Genomic DNA, 18,168 nt, shown 5'->3' with positions numbered 1-18,168 from the left:
AACAGACGATTATGAAAAGAATATTATACTTTTTTTCTGTGATGCTTTGTATACTTGCCGTCACAGGTTGCCAGGATCGCGATATCATTGATTTTAAAGATGGAGTTTCCTTACCTCCGGTGACCGATTTGAAATCGTCACTGACACCTGATAATGATGCGGTGTTGGAGTGGAAACTACCTTCAGCGATTCCGGAAGAGATACAACGTCCTTTATCCGTTTATGTTCAGGTTTACAAAGGGGCGGTGCTGGAGCATCAGATTTCTTTGGAAGGTGAACCTACTTCGTGGGAATATACACTGAAAGAGCCTGAATCGAAATATAGGATTGTGGTTAAAGTCCAGGGGATGTTGAAAGAAAAGCCTTATGGGCAGTCAGACGAGATTTATTCGTTGGGACAAACAGTTTCTATAAATTGATTGAGAGAAAGAGGCAGCGTCGGGACGACGTTGCCTCTCTTCATTTTATGCTTTCTCACATCGGATGATGATTTTTCTTTCATCGTTCAGGGTAGTAGCAAACAGATAGATATCACCTCCGTCAGCTATTTTTAGCCGTTTTCGTAGTTCTGCCACAGATTGTGGGAAGTTGCGGACAGTGAGGTTGGCTTTATCCACTTCATTTAAGAGATTCTTCAGTTCTTTTTTGTTGAGGCATGAGTAGCCGGTCACCCGGAAGATTCGGCCTGGAAATTCTTCTATCCGTTCATCCGAGGTGTAGAGATGGCTGTTGGGATGGAGCTTGCTTAAATGAAACGCAGAAGCGATGCTGCGGAAAGCACCGGCTTTGAGAATAGAGGCGTTGGGTTCATACAAGTAAGTACCTATTTTATGGGTGTAAGAGCAATCGGTGCTCTGCTCTGCTTCGCGCGTAAAGACGAAACGCTGTATTTTTCGGTTTGCAAAGTTGATGCAGACGATAGGCTGCGATAGGGTAGGCAGGATCATCGGAGATGTCTTTTCAGACCGCAACATTAACAACAGTTCCTTACATTCGTTGTTGACGGAGATAATGTGGACCTCAGAAACATGCTTCATGTCCCGTATAGCCAGAGAAAGGTCGAGCATTGGGGAAAGTTTGATTATAACCTGTTGCCCTTTTTCGAGCAATAATTCCTCCAGTGCGGCTGCATTAGGTTCACAGTCGGATATGGCTACTGTTTTTCCGCCATGTTCATTGCGGCGTGCCGGGTCCAGGAAGATACAGTCTGTGGGCGACATTGTTTGCAAGTACTCTACTCCGTCGGCATTTTGTATCCGGATCTGCTTTAATCCCAATAGTGGAAAATTGTGAGCGGCAATCTCGCAAAGTTCTTTTTGGCGTTCGATGTAGGTGACTGTTTTAAACCGGGCTGCGAGAAAAGCACAATCAATACCGAATCCGCCCGTAAGATCGACCAGCGTTTCTCCCTGTGCCAGTGAGGCTTTGTAGAGTGCGGTGATTTCCGATGAACATTGTTCCAATGATAAATGACGTGGATAAAGAAGATTTTCCGTAGCATGCCAACTTGGTATTTTTGAAGCGGCGGCTTGCCATCCGGCTATCTGGACGATAGCAGAGGACATGTCAACCTGGGGATATTTCTTTGCCTGTAATGCGAGGGAGCGTATATCGTCATTGCGATGCTCCCGGATAAACAGGACTGTTTCCGGAGAAAGGTACATATCTTATTTTAGTTTATAAGTTTATACTTTTGTTTTGCTTCGTCTCGGCTGCACAGGTTAAAGTGCCACCATTCGCTGGGGAGTGCACGGAATCCTGCACCTTTCATGACTCTTCTTAGTAGAATTCGGTTTTCGCGTTCTTGTTGCGTTATTTTTCCTTTTTTCACGAGTTCTGCTTCGTTTGTGATATGCGATGTTGCACCCATATAATCAACTTCGGTTCCCATAGAAAGTGGGTGCCCGAGAGAGTCTACTATGCCGATGTCTACTGCCAGGCCATAATTATGCAGTCCTCCTCCTCGTGCCGGATTAGATACATAGAAATATTTAGAGGTTCCTTTTACAACATCCCACATCTTTTTCTGAACGGACATCGGACGTGCTGCATCATAAATCACCAGGCGATAGCCAGGATGCTCTGCTTTGAGTAACAGGTGTGCCTGCAAAAGGGCTTTAGCTGCGTCCGGATGGAGATATGCCTCTTTCAAATCACCATAAAGAAGTTGACCGGTGAAATTATCCGGGGTGGCATACATCAGGTTGATTATGAATGTAGAGTCGAGTTCGGAGATATTTACCAGTCCGATTGAGTCCAGATAAAGAGCTGTTTGACTTTTGGCTGCAATCGGTTGTGGCTTTTCTGGGGCTACAAGATTTATGGAGTCCATAGGTACGGGATAGAACTGCGTTTCCTTATTCCGGCAAGAGGTTGTGATAAACAGTAATAGGATGAAAGTTGCTAAAGATCCGGGCTGCATATGATTTTTTTAGTTGAATTATTAAATGCAAAAGTATAAAAACATATGCGCATATTTTAGAAGTGAGGAAGTTTTTCGTTTTTAAGGCTTGTCCTATATGTACCTCATCGGATTTACAATGCATTATAAATTAGATTCTCCCGATAGCTTTTTTGAGCAAAAAGCATTAGTCTTTTCATCGTGCCTGTCTTTCCTGCCATACTTGTTTTCCTCTGATATTTGCTTTGAGAGGATCATTTGCTTTCGGTTTATTGTTGTAATCGTTAATTCACTTAAAATGAAGAAGATCAGGAGTAGGCTAATGAATGTGAAGCTATTCCTTTTCGTACATTTGGCAGAAAGGAGTAAAAGCTGTATTGCTACGAATGTAAACTATAGGATTTAGAATGATATGGAACATGTTAATGGTCAAAATAATGAAATTACATTGATTTTCCCACATAATCGGATTGACTGTATGGCTTCTCAGAACGAACGGTTTAATCGGATTATAAATCAAGCTAACATAACGATCATTGGGAATAACAATCACATTTCAATGTATTGCGATTCTGAAGATAGTGCGGAAGAATTGTTGCTAAGTGATGGATTTCTTCTGATTGTAAAAGGAGATAATAATATAGTAAATATAGGGACGATTATTTTACGCTATTCTACCATATTGGGTATGACGGGATTGAAGCTTATCATTGGGCAACTTCCGGGACTGGGAGCCGGTGTTTCAAGAATGGCTAATAATTGTCGGGTAGATATTGGAAATCGTGTAGTAATTAATGGCGTTACGTTATATTTGCAAGAAGATGATTCGTGCATCAGTATTGGAGACGATAGTCAGTTGAGCTGGGGCGTTGATATATGGTGTACCGACGCACATACGATAACGAATTTAGAGGGTGAGCCGATAAATTTTGCTAAGAGTATCGTAATAGGTAAGCATGTATGGATCGGAAAAGATGTGAAGGTTTGTAAAAATGTGAAAGTCTCTGATAATAGTATTATTGGTTGGGGGAGTATCGTAACGAGGGTATTTAATGAACCCAATGTAATTATTGCGGGTGTTCCGGCTAAAGTTGTAAAACAGGGAATTAACTGGGACCGTAGATGTATCAATAAGTATTTAAAAGGATGACTACTGTTAGTTGCAAAAGAAAAGTGAGGGTATGGGTAGAGGTAATTGTAAATAGGGGCGCTGCTCTCTATGGAGAGTCCTCTCTATTTACACAAAATCGTGGATAGTGCCTTTTCCGTCCTCTCATTCGCAAAATGCATTTCTATCTTCCATCTTCCACCTTTTTCCATCTTTTTATCTGATTATCATTTAGTTAATACGGTGGAAGATCGCGTTTTCAGCCCGTTTATCTTCCACCCTCATCTTCCATCTTCCACCCTCTGCCATCGCTTGAAAATCTTTCTTAATTCCCTCGTATTCAGAAGTATATTCTTCGTTTCTTGTCTGCTTTCCCTTTAAAAAGCATTTTCATTCCCTCGCTTGTTTGTTTGAAAATGCTCTGCTTTTTTCCGGAAGTCCTTTGTTATTTGCCGCTTGGGATATTCTTTGCCCCCCGTCCGCCCCATTCCTTGTCCGCTATTCCCTTTCTCCTGCCTTCCTGAATAGACGGCGCTTACCCTTTACCTTGTCCTCCCGGCTTTCCTTCCGCCGGCGCTTTCCCTCAAGCATGGTCTGTCCGAAGCATACGTTGCCTTGACGCTGCCTTTACGTGCGTCCCCCCGTAACCTCGAATGCGGGTTCCATTTACCAACCGGGGTAAACGCTTTTACATGCCGAGGTAAATGGCTTTACATGCTGAGGTAAATGCTTTTACATGCCCGGGTAAATGGCTTTACATCAAGAATAAAATTCAGGTAAATATACTCTTCTGATTATCAATGACATTTAACTGCTGACCCAGCTACGCATTTGTCCGGGTGCCCCCTGAGAATCCCTTTCCCATATCCCCCCCTGAGAAATTTGCAACCGCCTGGCGGTTCGTTCCCAACACAGAGATTCCCCTCCCTCCCCAATGAATCCCCCTCCTTGTTTTCCAAGTATTCCCCCCTCTATATATTATAATAATGTGTCCCCTTGGCCCTCCCTTTTCCCTTCTTTTTAAAGTATGCTTTAAAACCTACCTCTCCCTCAGCCCTTTACATATAAATTTATATTTTTATGAAAAAAACTTCCTTATATATTTGCCTTGTATTGGTAAATCGCGTACTTTTGCACCCGCTTTCCAAGAGAGGGAGAGCCGATTGAAATTGACATGTTGCAGGCGCGTATTGATTGCCTTAACGAACAACCAAAATAATCTCCTTTTTCTTTGGAGTTTAATATTAAAATTCGTTATCTTTGCAGTCCGATTCGCGATAAAAAAGGCGTTTATTCCGGTGCCTTTCCCTTTCGCTAAGAGAGCCAGAGAACAGACCGGGAAAACATTTTTAAAAAAACTTCCAGAAACATTTGGTGTTTTAAAATAAACCTTTTACCTTTGCACCCGCTTTTTAAAACGAAGCGCAATCGAAAAGAAGCGTTCTTTGAAAAATTGATAAACAATACAAGTAGTACAAGTAAATTTAGAACCGTCAATACTTATTATATAGGTATATGAAAAATGACCGTCAATAAATTTTCGACATCCTGAACAGAGCTAATATTGTCCCTTATTGGGATATATAACAATACTTTTACAATGAAGAGTTTGATCCTGGCTCAGGATGAACGCTAGCTACAGGCTTAACACATGCAAGTCGAGGGGCATCAGGAAGAAAGCTTGCTTTCTTTGCTGGCGACCGGCGCACGGGTGAGTAACACGTATCCAACCTGCCCTTTACTCGGGGATAGCCTTTCGAAAGAAAGATTAATACCCGATGGGATAATCATTCCGCATGGTTTGATTATTAAAGGATTCCGGTAAAGGATGGGGATGCGTTCCATTAGGTTGTTGGTGAGGTAACGGCCCACCAAGCCTTCGATGGATAGGGGTTCTGAGAGGAAGGTCCCCCACATTGGAACTGAGACACGGTCCAAACTCCTACGGGAGGCAGCAGTGAGGAATATTGGTCAATGGGCGCGAGCCTGAACCAGCCAAGTAGCGTGAAGGATGACTGCCCTATGGGTTGTAAACTTCTTTTATATTAGAATAAAGTGCAGTATGTATACTGTTTTGTATGTATAATATGAATAAGGATCGGCTAACTCCGTGCCAGCAGCCGCGGTAATACGGAGGATCCGAGCGTTATCCGGATTTATTGGGTTTAAAGGGAGCGTAGGTGGACTGGTAAGTCAGTTGTGAAAGTTTGCGGCTCAACCGTAAAATTGCAGTTGATACTGTCAGTCTTGAGTACAGTAGAGGTGGGCGGAATTCGTGGTGTAGCGGTGAAATGCTTAGATATCACGAAGAACTCCGATTGCGAAGGCAGCTCACTGGACTGCAACTGACACTGATGCTCGAAAGTGTGGGTATCAAACAGGATTAGATACCCTGGTAGTCCACACAGTAAACGATGAATACTCGCTGTTTGCGATATACAGTAAGCGGCCAAGCGAAAGCATTAAGTATTCCACCTGGGGAGTACGCCGGCAACGGTGAAACTCAAAGGAATTGACGGGGGCCCGCACAAGCGGAGGAACATGTGGTTTAATTCGATGATACGCGAGGAACCTTACCCGGGCTTAAATTGCAGTGGAATGATGTGGAAACATGTCAGTGAGCAATCACCACTGTGAAGGTGCTGCATGGTTGTCGTCAGCTCGTGCCGTGAGGTGTCGGCTTAAGTGCCATAACGAGCGCAACCCTTATCTTCAGTTACTAACAGGTCATGCTGAGGACTCTGGAGAGACTGCCGTCGTAAGATGTGAGGAAGGTGGGGATGACGTCAAATCAGCACGGCCCCCTTACGTCCGGGGCTACACACGTGTTACAATGGGGGTACAGAAGGCAGCTACCTGGTGACAGGATGCTAATCCCAAAAGCCTCTCTCAGTTCGGATCGAAGTCTGCAACCCGACTTCGTGAAGCTGGATTCGCTAGTAATCGCGCATCAGCCACGGCGCGGTGAATACGTTCCCGGGCCTTGTACACACCGCCCGTCAAGCCATGGGAGCCGGGGGTACCTGAAGTACGTAACCGCAAGGAGCGTCCTAGGGGTAAAACTGGTGACTGGGGCTAAGTCGTAACAAGGTAGCCGTACCGGAAGGTGCGGCTGGAACACCTCCTTTCTGGAGCGATGTTGAAAACGACGTTCATCGGTTCTAAAATTGTACTACTGGTACTTGTTTATTTATAGAATATAGATCGACCATCTATAGCAATATAGATAGAGATAAACAAGAGAAAAACAGAAGCCGAGTCTAAGACAGGACACGGTTGAACTAGTCCTATAGCTCAGTTGGTTAGAGCGCTACACTGATAATGTAGAGGTCGGCAGTTCAACTCTGCCTGGGACTACCAAGACGAGATTGATATCTTGTATGATTGGGGGATTAGCTCAGCTGGCTAGAGCATCTGCCTTGCACGCAGAGGGTCAACGGTTCGAATCCGTTATTCTCCACCATTGATACTCTGGCAACACAAGTTGCCGAATGTTATCATACGATCTTTGACATGATGTACAAAAAAAAAGTAAATTTAGTAAGAGCTAAAAGTATATATCGAACCATTTGGTTCAGATCCTTTTAAGAAAAGGAGATGAACCTGGCGATAAAAGAAAGTAAATAAGGGCGCATGGCGGATGCCTTGGCTCTCGGAGGCGATGAAGGACGTGATAAGCTGCGATAAGCTTCGGGTAGGTGCAAATAACCTTTGATCCGAAGATTTCCGAATGGGACAACCCGGCATTCTGAAGGAATGTCATCCAACCAAGTTGGAGGCTAACGCAGGGAACTGAAACATCTTAGTACCTGCAGGAAAAGAAAATAAATAATGATTCCCCTAGTAGTGGCGAGCGAACGGGGAATAGCCCAAACCACCCATGTTACGGCATGTGTGGGGTTGTAGGACCACGCTCTCGCAAGAAAGTTATTGAGAAGAAGCGGCTGGAAAGTCGCGCCATAGACGGTGATAGCCCGGTATTCTAAGGTAACTGAAGCGTAGTGGTATCCTGAGTAGCGCGGAGCACGAGGAATTCTGCGTGAACCAGCCGGGACCATCCGGTAAGGCTAAATACTCCCGAGAGACCGATAGCGAACCAGTACTGTGAAGGAAAGGTGAAAAGCACTTCGAATAGAAGAGTGAAATAGTCCCTGAAACCATGCGCCTACAAGCGGTCGGAGCAGCGTAAGTTGTGACGGCGTGCCTTTTGCATAATGAACCTACGAGTTACTTTTTCCGGCAAGGTTAAGCATCTTGAGATGTGGATCCGAAGCGAAAGCGAGTCTGAACAGGGCGGATAGTCGGAAGGAGTAGACGCGAAACCAAGTGATCTACCCTTGGGCAGGTTGAAGGTTAGGTAACACTAACTGGAGGACCGAACCGATAAGCGTTGAAAAGCTTCCGGATGACCTGAGGGTGGGGGTGAAAGGCTAATCAAACTTGGAGATAGCTCGTACTCCCCCCGAAATGCATTTAGGTGCAGCCTTGAGAATTACTAATGTGAGGTAGAGCGACTGATAAGATGCGAGGGCTTCACCGCCTATCAAGTCTTGATAAACTCCGAATGCGCATTAGTTCGATCTCAGGAGTGAGGGCATGGGTGCTAAGGTCCATGTCCTAAAGGAGAAGAATCCAGACCATCAGCTAAGGTCCCCAAATAAACACTAAGTTGAACTAACGAAGTCAGATTGCTAAGACAGCTAGGATGTTGGCTTGGAAGCAGCCATTCATTTAAAGAGTGCGTAACAGCTCACTAGTCGAGGAGTTTGGCGTGGATAATAATCGGGCATTAAGTGTTTTACCGAAGCTATGGGATACGTAAGTATCGGTAGGGGAGCATTCCACTCTGCGTTGAAGGCTAAGCGTGAGCTTTACTGGAGCGTGTGGAAAAGCAAATGTAGGTATAAGTAACGATAAGGGGGGGTGAGAAACCCCTCGCCGCAAGACTAAGGTTTCCTGATCAACGCTAATCGGATCAGGGTTAGTCGGGTCCTAAGGCTCAGCCGAACGGTGATGCCGATGGCAGAACAGGTTAATATTCCTGTACTAGCATTAAGAGTGACGTGGAGACGGAGGAGTGACAACGCCGCGGACTGACGGAATAGTCCGTTAAAGGGTGTAGATGTTGATTATCCCAGGCAAATCCGGGATAAGAGTCGAACCTGACAGTATACCAATTTCCTCGGAAAACGGTAATAGTGCGTGTAAACATACTCCCAAGAAAATCCGCTAAACTTAATCTTAATGGTACCCGTACCGCAAACGGACACACGTAGTCGGGTTGAATATACTCAGGCGCTTGAGTGAATCACGGTTAAGGAACTAGGCAAATTGACCCTGTAACTTCGGGATAAAGGGTCCCTACCCGGTGACGGGAGGGCGCAGAGAATAGGTCCAGGCAACTGTTTAACAAAAACACAGGGCTGTGCAAAATTGAAAGATCACGTATACAGCCTGACACCTGCCCGGTGCTGGAAGGTTAAGAGGAGATGTCATCGCAAGAGAAGCATTGAATTGAAGCCCCAGTAAACGGCGGCCGTAACTATAACGGTCCTAAGGTAGCGAAATTCCTTGTCGGGTAAGTTCCGACCTGCACGAATGGTGTAATGATCTGGACACTGTCTCAACCGTGAGCTCAGTGAAATTGTAGTATCGGTGAAGATGCCGATTACCCGCGATGGGACGAAAAGACCCCGTGAACCTTTACTATAGCTTAACATTGAATTTGGGTAATTGATGTGTAGGATAGGCCGGAGACTTTGAAGCAGGTACGCCAGTATTTGTGGAGTCGCTGTTGAAATACGGCCCTTTGATTATTTGAGTTCTAACTCGCAGTTGCGAGGACACTGTTTGGTGGGTAGTTTGACTGGGGTGGTCGCCTCCAAAAGTGTAACGGAGGCTTCTAAAGGTGCCCTCACGCCGATTGGTAACCGGCGGCAGAGTGTAATGGCATAAGGGCGCTTGACTGGGAGACTTACAAGTCGATCAGGTAGGAAACTAGAGCATAGTGATCCGGTGTTTCCGTATGGAAGGGACATCGCTCAAAGGATAAAAGGTACTCCGGGGATAACAGGCTGATCCCTCCCAAGAGCTCATATCGACGGAGGGGTTTGGCACCTCGATGTCGGCTCGTCACATCCTGGGGCTGGAGAAGGTCCCAAGGGTTGGGCTGTTCGCCCATTAAAGTGGCACGCGAGCTGGGTTCAGAACGTCGTGAGACAGTTCGGTCTCTATCTATCGTGGGCGCATGAAATTTGCGTGGCTCTGACACTAGTACGAGAGGACCGTGTTGGACTGACCTCTGGTTTACCGGTTGTGCCGCCAGGTGCATTGCCGGGTATCTAAGTCGGGATTGGATAAGTGCTGAAAGCATCTAAGTACGAAGCCAGCCACAAGATTAGATTTCTTTTAGGGTCGTTGTAGACTACAACGTTGATAGGACGCAGGTGTACAGGTGGTAACATCACAGCCGAGCGTTACTAATTGCCCGATGACTTTCTTTTTATTGTCTTTTATGGTTTATATATCCGTTTAGCTTTACTATTTAGATAATAGACAGCTAAGTTTACTTTTGTACATTATGTCTACCTTATTTAGGTGACTATAGCATCAGGGTTCCACCTCTTCCCATTCCGAACAGAGAAGTTAAGCCTGATCACGCCGATGGTACTGCGTAACAGTGGGAGAGTAGGTAGTCGCCGTTTTTTTCAGAGAGTTCATCCCCTCGGGTCAGAAGACACGAGGGGATGACTTGTTTTTGGGTATAAGCAATATCTCCTGATAATCTTTTTATCGGCTTCATCCCATATACTCCTGACTCAATCTTCATTTTTCCGGTCTCAGAATCTTTACTTCCTTATTACATCGTCTGATTATCTATTTTTGTCGGGAAATTAAAAAAATAAGATATGAAGATAGGTGCATTATTAGTTACTCTCTTACTGCTATTTTCTTGCACAGATAAAGACAGTAAGCAAAGTCAGGACTTTATTGTCAGGACAACACAAGCTATTCCGGGCTTTGGACAGAACACAACGGAGTTTCCGTTCATTGCGCAACCTTTCCGTACATCGGAATTGTCGTTTCGCGTAGGAGGCCCCATCGATCGTTTTGAAGTATATGCCGGTAACTCTTACAAACAGGGGAGTATTATTGCTGAAATAGATCCGCGTGACTTTCATATTCGTAAAGAACGGGCCGAAGCGATCTATTGCCAGGCTAAAGCTGAGTTTGAACGAATAGAGAAGTTGTACGAGAAGAATAATGTTTCGGCCAGTACATACGAAAAGGCCAAGGCTGATTATACCACTGCTAAAGCAGCTTTTGATACCGCCTCTTACGAATTGGAGGATACTCGCTTGATAGCTCCATTTAATGGATATGTGGGAGAAGTGTATATAGAGAAGTTTCAGGATGTGAAGGCTACTCAGCCGGTCATTTCATTTATTGATATAGACCGGCTGAGAATGGAGATTTATGTTACTCAAGATATTGCATTTGCTTCACATCCCGGAGATACTGTTCAGATACGTTTTGATGCCCGGCCGGATAAGATTTATAAGGCAGGGATTATGGAAATATCGAAGGGGACAACCCGCAACAACCTTTCTTATTTACTAACGGCCATTTTACCAAATGAAAAAGGGGAATTACTGGCTGGTATGTCGGGTAAGGCAATATTTGATGTTTCCCGGGTAACAAATCCGGTTGGTGTTTCCATTCCGCAGACAGCTCTATGCCATCGTCCGTCGGAAGGTGATTATGTGTGGGTTGTAAACACTGACACTCATCAGGTGAACCGTAGACAGGTGAAAAAGGGAAATCTGCTTCCTAACGGTTATATTATCATAATTGAGGGATTACAGGATAACGAGACTGTGGCTACAAGCGGACTACGCTTTTTATCAGACGGCATGAAAGTAACAATCTCTTCTAAGGCGAATTCATTATGAAAATGGTAAAGTACTTTCTACAGAAAAGAGCTGTTACAATCTTATTGTTGGTGCTGATATTGGCAGGAGGCCTGTTTTCTTATTTTAAAATGGGAAAATTGGAGGATGCCCCTTTTACTATTAAGCAAGCATTGGTTCTGACTTCTTATCCCGGAGCTTCACCGTCAGAAGTACAGTCGCAGGTTACCGACATTTTGGAAGAAGCCATACAATCTTTGGGTGAGCTTTATTATCTGAAAACAGAAAATCGTGCCGGACTATCGAAGATTACAGTTTATGTGAAGAAAGAAATCCGTGCTGACGAGATGCAGCAGCTATGGGATAAGTTGCGCCGGAAAGTGAATGATGTGCAGGATAAATTGCCGGTCGGTGCGGGAACTTCTATCGTGAACGATGACTTTGGTGATGTGCTCGGCGTGTTTTATGGACTGACGGGGGATAGCCATACGTATAGAGAACTGGAAGACCAGGCTAAACTGATAAAGAATGAATTGCTAAAAGTCAAGGATGTGGCGAAGATTGAGATCTATGGTGTGCAAACACCGACGATTGATATTCTAATCAGTCCTGCTGTGATGGCACAAAGTGGAGTTACGACTTCCGACATTGCACGAGCTTTTGAGGCTCAGAATAAAGTTGTGGATGCCGGTGGTATGGATGCCGGTACCAATCGTATCCGTATTGAGTCTACCGGTAACTTTTATTCGCTGAATGATATCCGGAATCTTACTATTGTTTCACGTAACGGTGAGCATTTTCGTTTGGCTGATATTGCGAAGATCGAGGAGAGTTATCAGACTCCTCCTGCAAACCAAATGCGTATAAATGGTAGTCCGGCAATTGGAATTGCCATTTCTACTGTACCGACAGGAAATGTCGTGGATATGGCAGAGGCTGTTAAAGCACATATTGGTGAGTTGTCTCAAACCATGCCCGATGGTTATGAGTTGACCCCCATCTACGATCAAGGCTATGAATCGGCAGTGGCAAATCAAGGGTTTATCTTGAATCTGATTATTTCGGTTATTACTGTTGTTGCTATTCTGTTGTTCTTTATCGGATTCAGGAATGGGGTTCTGATAGGTAGCGGATTGGTTTTCTCTATCTTTGCCACCCTTATTGTTATGATGGCATGTGATATTGCTCTTCAGCGAATGTCGCTTGCCGCGATTATCATTGCTATGGGAATGCTGGTTGATAATGCCATCGTCGTATCCGATTCTGCACTGATTAACATGGAACGGGGAATGCGCAAGCGGGTTGCTATCATGCGTGCATGTTCGTCAACCGCTATGCCTTTATTGGCAGCGACAGTTATTGCTATCCTTACTTTCCTGCCGATTTACTATTCACCCCATATTACCGGAGAGCTATTATCATCATTGGTCGTGGTGATCGGCGTTTCGTTGATGTTCAGTTGGGTATTTGCCCTGACACAGACTCCTTTTTTCATTCAGGAGTTTGTACGACGTCCGCGTCCCGAAGAGTTGAAAGCATCCCTGTTTGACGGGAAGTATTATAATCTTTTCCGTAAAGCATTGCGTTGGGTACTTCGGCATCGCACGGTGACGGTTGCTTCGTTGATTGTTTTGTTGTTCTTTTCGGCCTGGAGTTTCAAGTATATTCCCAAGGTTTTTGTACCCGCTCTGGATAAGCAATACTTCACTGTCGATATGTGGTTGCCTGAAGGGACAGCGATTGAGGAGACTGACCGTATGGCGGGCGATATAGCCGATTATATTCGTGGGCATGAAGAAACGGAGATGGTTTCATCTTATATAGGTCGTACTCCGCCCCGTTATTATTTATCGAATATATCTTTTGGTCCACAATCCAACTATGCCCAATTGTTAGTGAAGTGTAAGAGCTCCAAAGAATCAAGGACGCTGAATGCTCTGTTGCAGGATTCTATCCGGCTGAAATACCCGGAACCTCTGATCAAGGTGAATAAGTTTGAATTAAGTCCACTAACGGAGGCCATGATAGAAGCTCGCTTTCTGGGGCCTGATCCTGCCGTTTTGGACTCGTTGACAGGCGTAGCGATAGAAATTATGCGTCGTAATCCTAAAGTGGCAGATACACGCAATGAATGGGGAAATATGACGATGGTGATACGGCCGGTTTACGATCCGGTGAAGGCCGGTGTCCTTGGCATAACCAAAGCACAGATGATGGAGTCTGTAAAATCGATTAGCGACGGAACCAGAGTGGGAGTTTATCGCGACGGTGAAAAGAAAGTTCCTGTGTTATTGAAGTCAGAGGGAGTTGACATTACAGATGTCCGTTCTTTGGGTAATTTCTCGGTGTGGAACGGAGAACATTCGGCGCCTCTGTCGCAGGTGACGGAACGTATCGAGTCAGTATGGGAATGGCCGCAGATCCGTACTTACAACCGGCAGCTGTCTATGGCTGCTATGTGTGGAGTGAAACCTGGTCATACAATGGCCGAAGTGCATGGAGAGATTCGTGAAGAGATAGAAGCGATGGAGCTGCCCGAGGGTTATACTTTCTTTTGGGACTCGCAGTACAAAGATCAGGGGGAAGCGATGCAGGCAATCGGTAAATTCTTTCCGTTGGCTTTTCTTGTGTTGGTAGTTATTCTGGTCGCTTTGTTCGGTAACTTCCGTGATCCGGTTATTATCCTGTGTGTACTTCCGTTATCCATCATTGGAGTAGCCATAGGTATGCTTCTGACTGGATTTGATTTCGGTTTCTTTCCGATTGCCGGATGGCTGGGATTATTGGGTATGGTTATCAAGAATGTGATTGTATTGCTTGATGAAATAGATGTGCAGCGCCGGGAGGGGGGTGTTCCTTATACGGCTGTGATTGAATCTACGGTTTCGAGAACTCGTCCGGTGTTAATGGCCGCCACGACAACAATTCTGGGTATGGTTCCCCTGTTGTTTGATATAGCATTTGGAGGAATGGCAGCTACTATCATTTTCGGGCTGACATTTGCCACATTGCTGACCCTTTTTGTGACTCCGGCACTTTATGCTATGTTTTATAAGATAAAAGAGAAATGACGATGAAGAAAATAAACAGATGGCTTATCCTTTTGTTGTGTGTTCCGACAGCTTCTTTTGCTCAGCAAAATAATCTGCTGCAGAAGTACAGGTCGATGGCTGTAGATTATAACCACGACCTGAAAGCTGCGGATAAGAATATCGCTGCAAGTATCGAATTGGAGAAAGCGGCACAGAAGGACCTGAGACCCAAATTGTCGGGGGATGCGAATTTTCAGTATACCGGTAATCCCCTTCAGTTGAATCTTGACTTACCCTCGATGCAAAATCCGATGACTTTTGAAGGGAGAAATATGAAGTACGGGGCTTCACTCTCTTTATTGCAACCTGTTTATACAGGTGGACGATTGTTGGAGAATATCCGGTTAGCTAAGCATCAGCAAAGTCTGGCCACATATCAAGCCGATTATTTCCGTTCGGCTGTGTGTTATCAGACAGATATGCAATACTGGAATACTGTTGCGCGTTCGGAAATAGTCCGCATAACTACCGAATACCGTAATTCGGTCGCTACTCTCTCTCAGACCATTCGGGAACGGGTGGAAGCTGGATTGGTCGATCCTCAGGATTTGCTCATGGCGGAAGTGAAACTGAATGAAGCGGAGTATCAGCTGTTGCAGGCTAAGAGAAATCTTGAAACAGGGCGTATGGCACTAAACTCTCTGATTGGTGTAGAACTTCATGCCCCGACTGAAATAGAAGATACGATTTCTGCAGTTGTATTAGATGGGGAGTTATGGGAGACTGGTGGAACCGACCGTCCGGAGTTGAAAATGGCTTATGCTCGGATTAAAATGGCAGAAAGCTCAAAGAAATTGACAGATGCTAAATATAAGCCTCAATTTTATGTAGGTGTGGATGGAAGTTATTCTTCACCCGGTTATGATTTCCATTCTGATCTCGATCCTAATTATGCGGTTTACGCCAAGCTGTCCGTTCCATTATTCGAATGGGGGAAAAGACGTGATGAAAAGCGGGCTGCGTCTTTGAAAATAGGTATGGCAACCGACAACTTGAACCAGGTAACCGATCAGGTAAAACTGGAAGTTGAAACAGCCCGCGTTTCACTTTCCCAAGCCTTAGAGCAGGTACGGCTTACCGAAAGCTCACTGGGCAAGGCTCTTGAAAACGAACGTATGGCATTGGAACGGTATACTGAAGGGAAGGCCTCTGTCATAGAAGTGATTGAGGCACAAACGTATCGGCAGGCCTCCCAAATCAACCATGTACAAGCGAAAGTCTCGGCACAAGGATCTTATTCCGAATTGATCAGAGCTTTGAATAAATATTAAATAGTTTATGATAATTACCCGAAATATAATAGCTTTGTTCGCATGAAATGGAATACTCTGTTATATGGTCTGCTATTCTCGGGATTAGGTATCTTTTCCTACCTCCTGCTTGTCAACTATACGGAGCTTACTCCTAAAGTAGCGGATGTTCTCTATTCAAAGGGAGCATTCGTCTTCTTTATTGCAGCTCTCAATGTGCTGGGATATTCTACACTTCGGATCAGTTCGTGGATAAACAATCAGTATGCACTCAATATCCGCCATCGTTGGAAAATAACAGCTACTTATCTCGTCGTAACCCTGTTGTTCCTTCTGCTGAACTATGGTCTGCTGATTACTGCCAAATTATTGGCAGGCCTGCCCAATCTGTTCACTTTCTCGAATGGCGGTTGGCGTATCCTGATTGTAGTCTGGTTGGTAGAACTTGTGATTGTAGGCTTACTATTGGCAAATCGTTCCATCCAGAACAACCTGAAACTGCAACAAGAAGCTGCAAAATTGCAAACGGAGAACGATACTGCCCGTTATGCGGCTTTGCAAAGTCAGTTGAATCCTCATTTCCTGTTCAACAGTCTCAATACATTGATTGCTGAGATAGAATACAATCCGGGCAATGCGGTACGTTTCACCAAGCATTTGTCCAGTGTATACCGTTATGTATTACAATGCCAGGATAAAACATTGGTTACGTTGGCAGAAGAATTGGAGTTTTTACAATCTTACTTGTTCCTGCACGAAGTTCGTTTAGGGGACTGTATTAGCTATAACTGTTGTATTCCTTCCGGATATACCGGTTGCATGCTGCCCCCGCTGACTTTGCAGTTGTTGGCAGAGAATGTTATTAATCACAATTCCATCACATTGAGTAAACCCATGAAAATAGAGATCTGCTTAGAGGAAGAGTATCTTGTGGTGAGTAATCCCATACAACCGAAGAAGAGCCATGAATCCCCGGGCGTAGGGTTGAAAAATTTATCCAACCGTTGCCTGTTAATGCTTGGCAAAGAGATAATCATTCAAAGGGAAGAGAAAGTATTTACCGTAAAAGTTCCTTTACTGTATGAATAAGTTAAATGTAGTTATTATAGAAGATGAAATTCCGGCAGCACGTCTGCTGCATTCAATGGTGTCCGGACTTCGTCCACAATGGACTCTGACTATGATTCCGGGCAATGTAGACGAGGCTGTAGCTTGGTTTCATGAGCATCCCCATCCTGATCTTATCTTCCTCGACATACATCTGGCAGACGGGAATGCCTTTGATTTTCTTTCTGCGGTACATCCTTCCTCTGTCATTATCTTTACTACAGCGTATGACCAGTATGCCATCCGTGCATTTACGGTCAACAGTATCGACTACATACTTAAGCCGATAGACGAGAAGCGCTTGTCGGAAGCTATTGTGAAATATGAAAGCTTACTGAATAATGCAGTTCCCCGGCCGGAAGATTATCTGGGTGTCCTGCTTGAAACACTTCAACACAAAGAGAAACGTTACCGTACCCGTTTCCTTATTTCCGGGGTAGACCGTTTCTGGTCTTTACAAGTTGCGGATATTGCCTACTTTTATTCCGAGAATAAAGTGACGTTTGCTGTTACCCGGAAAGGTCAGGAACATATCATCGATCTGTCTTTGAATAAACTGATGGAACAGTTGGATCCGGAACGTTTTTTCCGTGCCAACCGTCAGGTCCTTGTCAGTATCGATGCAATCGACCATGCCGAGCCTTTTTTTAACGGAAAAATAGTAGTAACCGTCCGTCCGCCTTATAAATCGAAAATTACGATCAGCGAAGAGAAGCTTTCTGCTTTTAAACTATGGCTGAATCATTGAGAAAATAATTGTTAAGGTATGTATAAAACGAAATCGACCATAGATTATATAATCTATAGTCGATTTCAGTGGGCCAACTAGGGCTTGAACCTAGGACCTCCAGATTATGAGTCTGTTGCTCTAACCAACTGAGCTATAAGCCCGATGTATCCTTTGTATCGGATGCGGGGACAAAATTAATGCTTTTGGGTGAATTATGCAAATATTTCAGCCAAAAACTGACTCTTTTACGTATGTCTCAAAACTTGTATGTCCGTTTGGGATTCTTAGGGAACCAACCTTTTTTCACTCGTTCTTCTTGTTCAAAGACTTCTTTGATAGTCCAGAAAGAAGAAAAAGCAAATACACCCAGAAGAGACGAAACAAGTATGTTGTCGGTGCTCAACGAGGCAGCTACTCCTGCGATACCCAATATCAGGAAGATCCACCAGCATTTCGTTCCCCAATAATATTCCGCTTTTACCACAACAGGGTGAAATAAGCCTATAATCAGAAACGTGCAGATCCCAATAAGTAACCCTGACAGGTGATATTCATTCAACCACTCCATCG

At 44.6% G+C, this 18,168-nt stretch carries 10 protein-coding genes, 3 tRNA genes and 3 rRNA genes; 12 read left to right on the top strand and 4 right to left on the bottom strand.

Going from position 1 to position 18,168, the window contains the following annotated elements:
• Nucleotides 1-11 precede the first annotated feature (11 nt).
• Nucleotides 12-419 (top strand): DUF4945 domain-containing protein, encoded by a 408-nt coding sequence (locus DBK98_RS03500; RefSeq protein WP_005783445.1) that lies wholly within the window; start codon nucleotides 12-14, stop codon nucleotides 417-419.
• A gap of 45 nt (nucleotides 420-464) precedes the next feature.
• Here DBK98_RS03500 and DBK98_RS03495 read toward each other — a convergent pair whose 3' ends face one another.
• Together DBK98_RS03495 and DBK98_RS03490 are read right to left on the bottom strand one after the other, a co-directional pair.
• A complete protein-coding gene (locus DBK98_RS03495; protein ID WP_032535374.1) occupies nucleotides 465-1,664 on the bottom strand; it encodes a class I SAM-dependent methyltransferase in 1,200 nt (399 codons plus the stop codon).
• An 8-nt stretch (nucleotides 1,665-1,672) separates the two neighbouring features.
• Nucleotides 1,673-2,422 carry a M15 family metallopeptidase gene (locus DBK98_RS03490; protein WP_005782985.1) on the bottom strand — a complete coding sequence of 250 codons (750 nt, stop codon included), beginning with the start codon at nucleotides 2,420-2,422 and terminating at the stop codon, nucleotides 1,673-1,675.
• Between the two features lie 391 nt (nucleotides 2,423-2,813).
• Here DBK98_RS03490 and DBK98_RS03485 point away from each other — a divergent pair, with 391 nt between their 5' ends.
• From DBK98_RS03485 to DBK98_RS03435, 11 genes are all read left to right on the top strand, one after another.
• Entirely contained in the window at nucleotides 2,814-3,551 is a 738-nt protein-coding gene (locus tag DBK98_RS03485; protein ID WP_032535372.1) for an acyltransferase, read from the top strand.
• Between the two features lie 1,555 nt (nucleotides 3,552-5,106).
• Nucleotides 5,107-6,637, top strand: a 16S ribosomal RNA gene (locus tag DBK98_RS03480).
• 155 nt (nucleotides 6,638-6,792) lie between these two features.
• Nucleotides 6,793-6,869 (top strand) — tRNA-Ile (locus DBK98_RS03475).
• Nucleotides 6,870-6,895: 26 nt separating this feature from the next.
• Nucleotides 6,896-6,972 (top strand) — tRNA-Ala (locus DBK98_RS03470).
• A gap of 150 nt (nucleotides 6,973-7,122) precedes the next feature.
• Nucleotides 7,123-10,012 (top strand): 23S ribosomal RNA (locus DBK98_RS03465).
• Nucleotides 10,013-10,102: 90 nt separating this feature from the next.
• Nucleotides 10,103-10,213: ribosomal RNA gene (gene rrf / locus DBK98_RS03460) — 5S ribosomal RNA — on the top strand.
• The 16S, 23S and 5S rRNA genes sit together here with 2 tRNA genes alongside, the layout of an rRNA operon.
• A gap of 204 nt (nucleotides 10,214-10,417) precedes the next feature.
• Complete coding sequence (locus DBK98_RS03455; RefSeq protein ID WP_005811836.1) at nucleotides 10,418-11,461, top strand: efflux RND transporter periplasmic adaptor subunit; 1,044 nt, start codon at nucleotides 10,418-10,420, stop codon at nucleotides 11,459-11,461.
• Nucleotides 11,458-14,490 carry an efflux RND transporter permease subunit gene (locus DBK98_RS03450; RefSeq protein WP_032536641.1) on the top strand — a complete coding sequence of 1,011 codons (3,033 nt, stop codon included), beginning with the start codon at nucleotides 11,458-11,460 and terminating at the stop codon, nucleotides 14,488-14,490. The genes DBK98_RS03455 and DBK98_RS03450 overlap by 4 nt, the downstream gene beginning before the upstream one ends.
• A gap of 2 nt (nucleotides 14,491-14,492) precedes the next feature.
• The gene (locus DBK98_RS03445) at nucleotides 14,493-15,782 is read left to right on the top strand and encodes a TolC family protein (RefSeq protein WP_032536640.1); all 1,290 of its coding nucleotides are present in this window, start codon (nucleotides 14,493-14,495) and stop codon (nucleotides 15,780-15,782) included.
• A 42-nt stretch (nucleotides 15,783-15,824) separates the two neighbouring features.
• Entirely contained in the window at nucleotides 15,825-16,850 is a 1,026-nt protein-coding gene (locus DBK98_RS03440) for a sensor histidine kinase (protein WP_005781652.1), read from the top strand.
• Nucleotides 16,843-17,616, top strand: a complete 774-nt coding sequence (locus tag DBK98_RS03435; RefSeq protein WP_005822438.1) for a LytTR family DNA-binding domain-containing protein — start codon at nucleotides 16,843-16,845, stop codon at nucleotides 17,614-17,616. Before DBK98_RS03440 ends, DBK98_RS03435 begins: the two co-directional genes overlap by 8 nt.
• 69 nt (nucleotides 17,617-17,685) lie before the next feature.
• Here the strand turns inward: DBK98_RS03435 and DBK98_RS03430 are convergent.
• A tRNA-Ile gene (locus tag DBK98_RS03430) sits at nucleotides 17,686-17,759 on the bottom strand.
• 95 nt (nucleotides 17,760-17,854) lie between these two features.
• The gene (locus tag DBK98_RS03425) at nucleotides 17,855-18,166 is read right to left on the bottom strand and encodes a DUF4491 family protein (RefSeq protein ID WP_005791909.1); all 312 of its coding nucleotides are present in this window, start codon (nucleotides 18,164-18,166) and stop codon (nucleotides 17,855-17,857) included.
• Between the last annotated feature and the right edge of the window lie 2 nt (nucleotides 18,167-18,168).

It is taken from the genome of Bacteroides sp. PHL 2737, assembly GCF_004115325.2.
In the GTDB taxonomy this organism is placed as follows: domain Bacteria; phylum Bacteroidota; class Bacteroidia; order Bacteroidales; family Bacteroidaceae; genus Bacteroides; species Bacteroides hominis.
The sequence above is the reverse complement of the archived record's forward strand: the minus strand, read 5'-3'. Positions and strand labels throughout refer to the sequence as shown.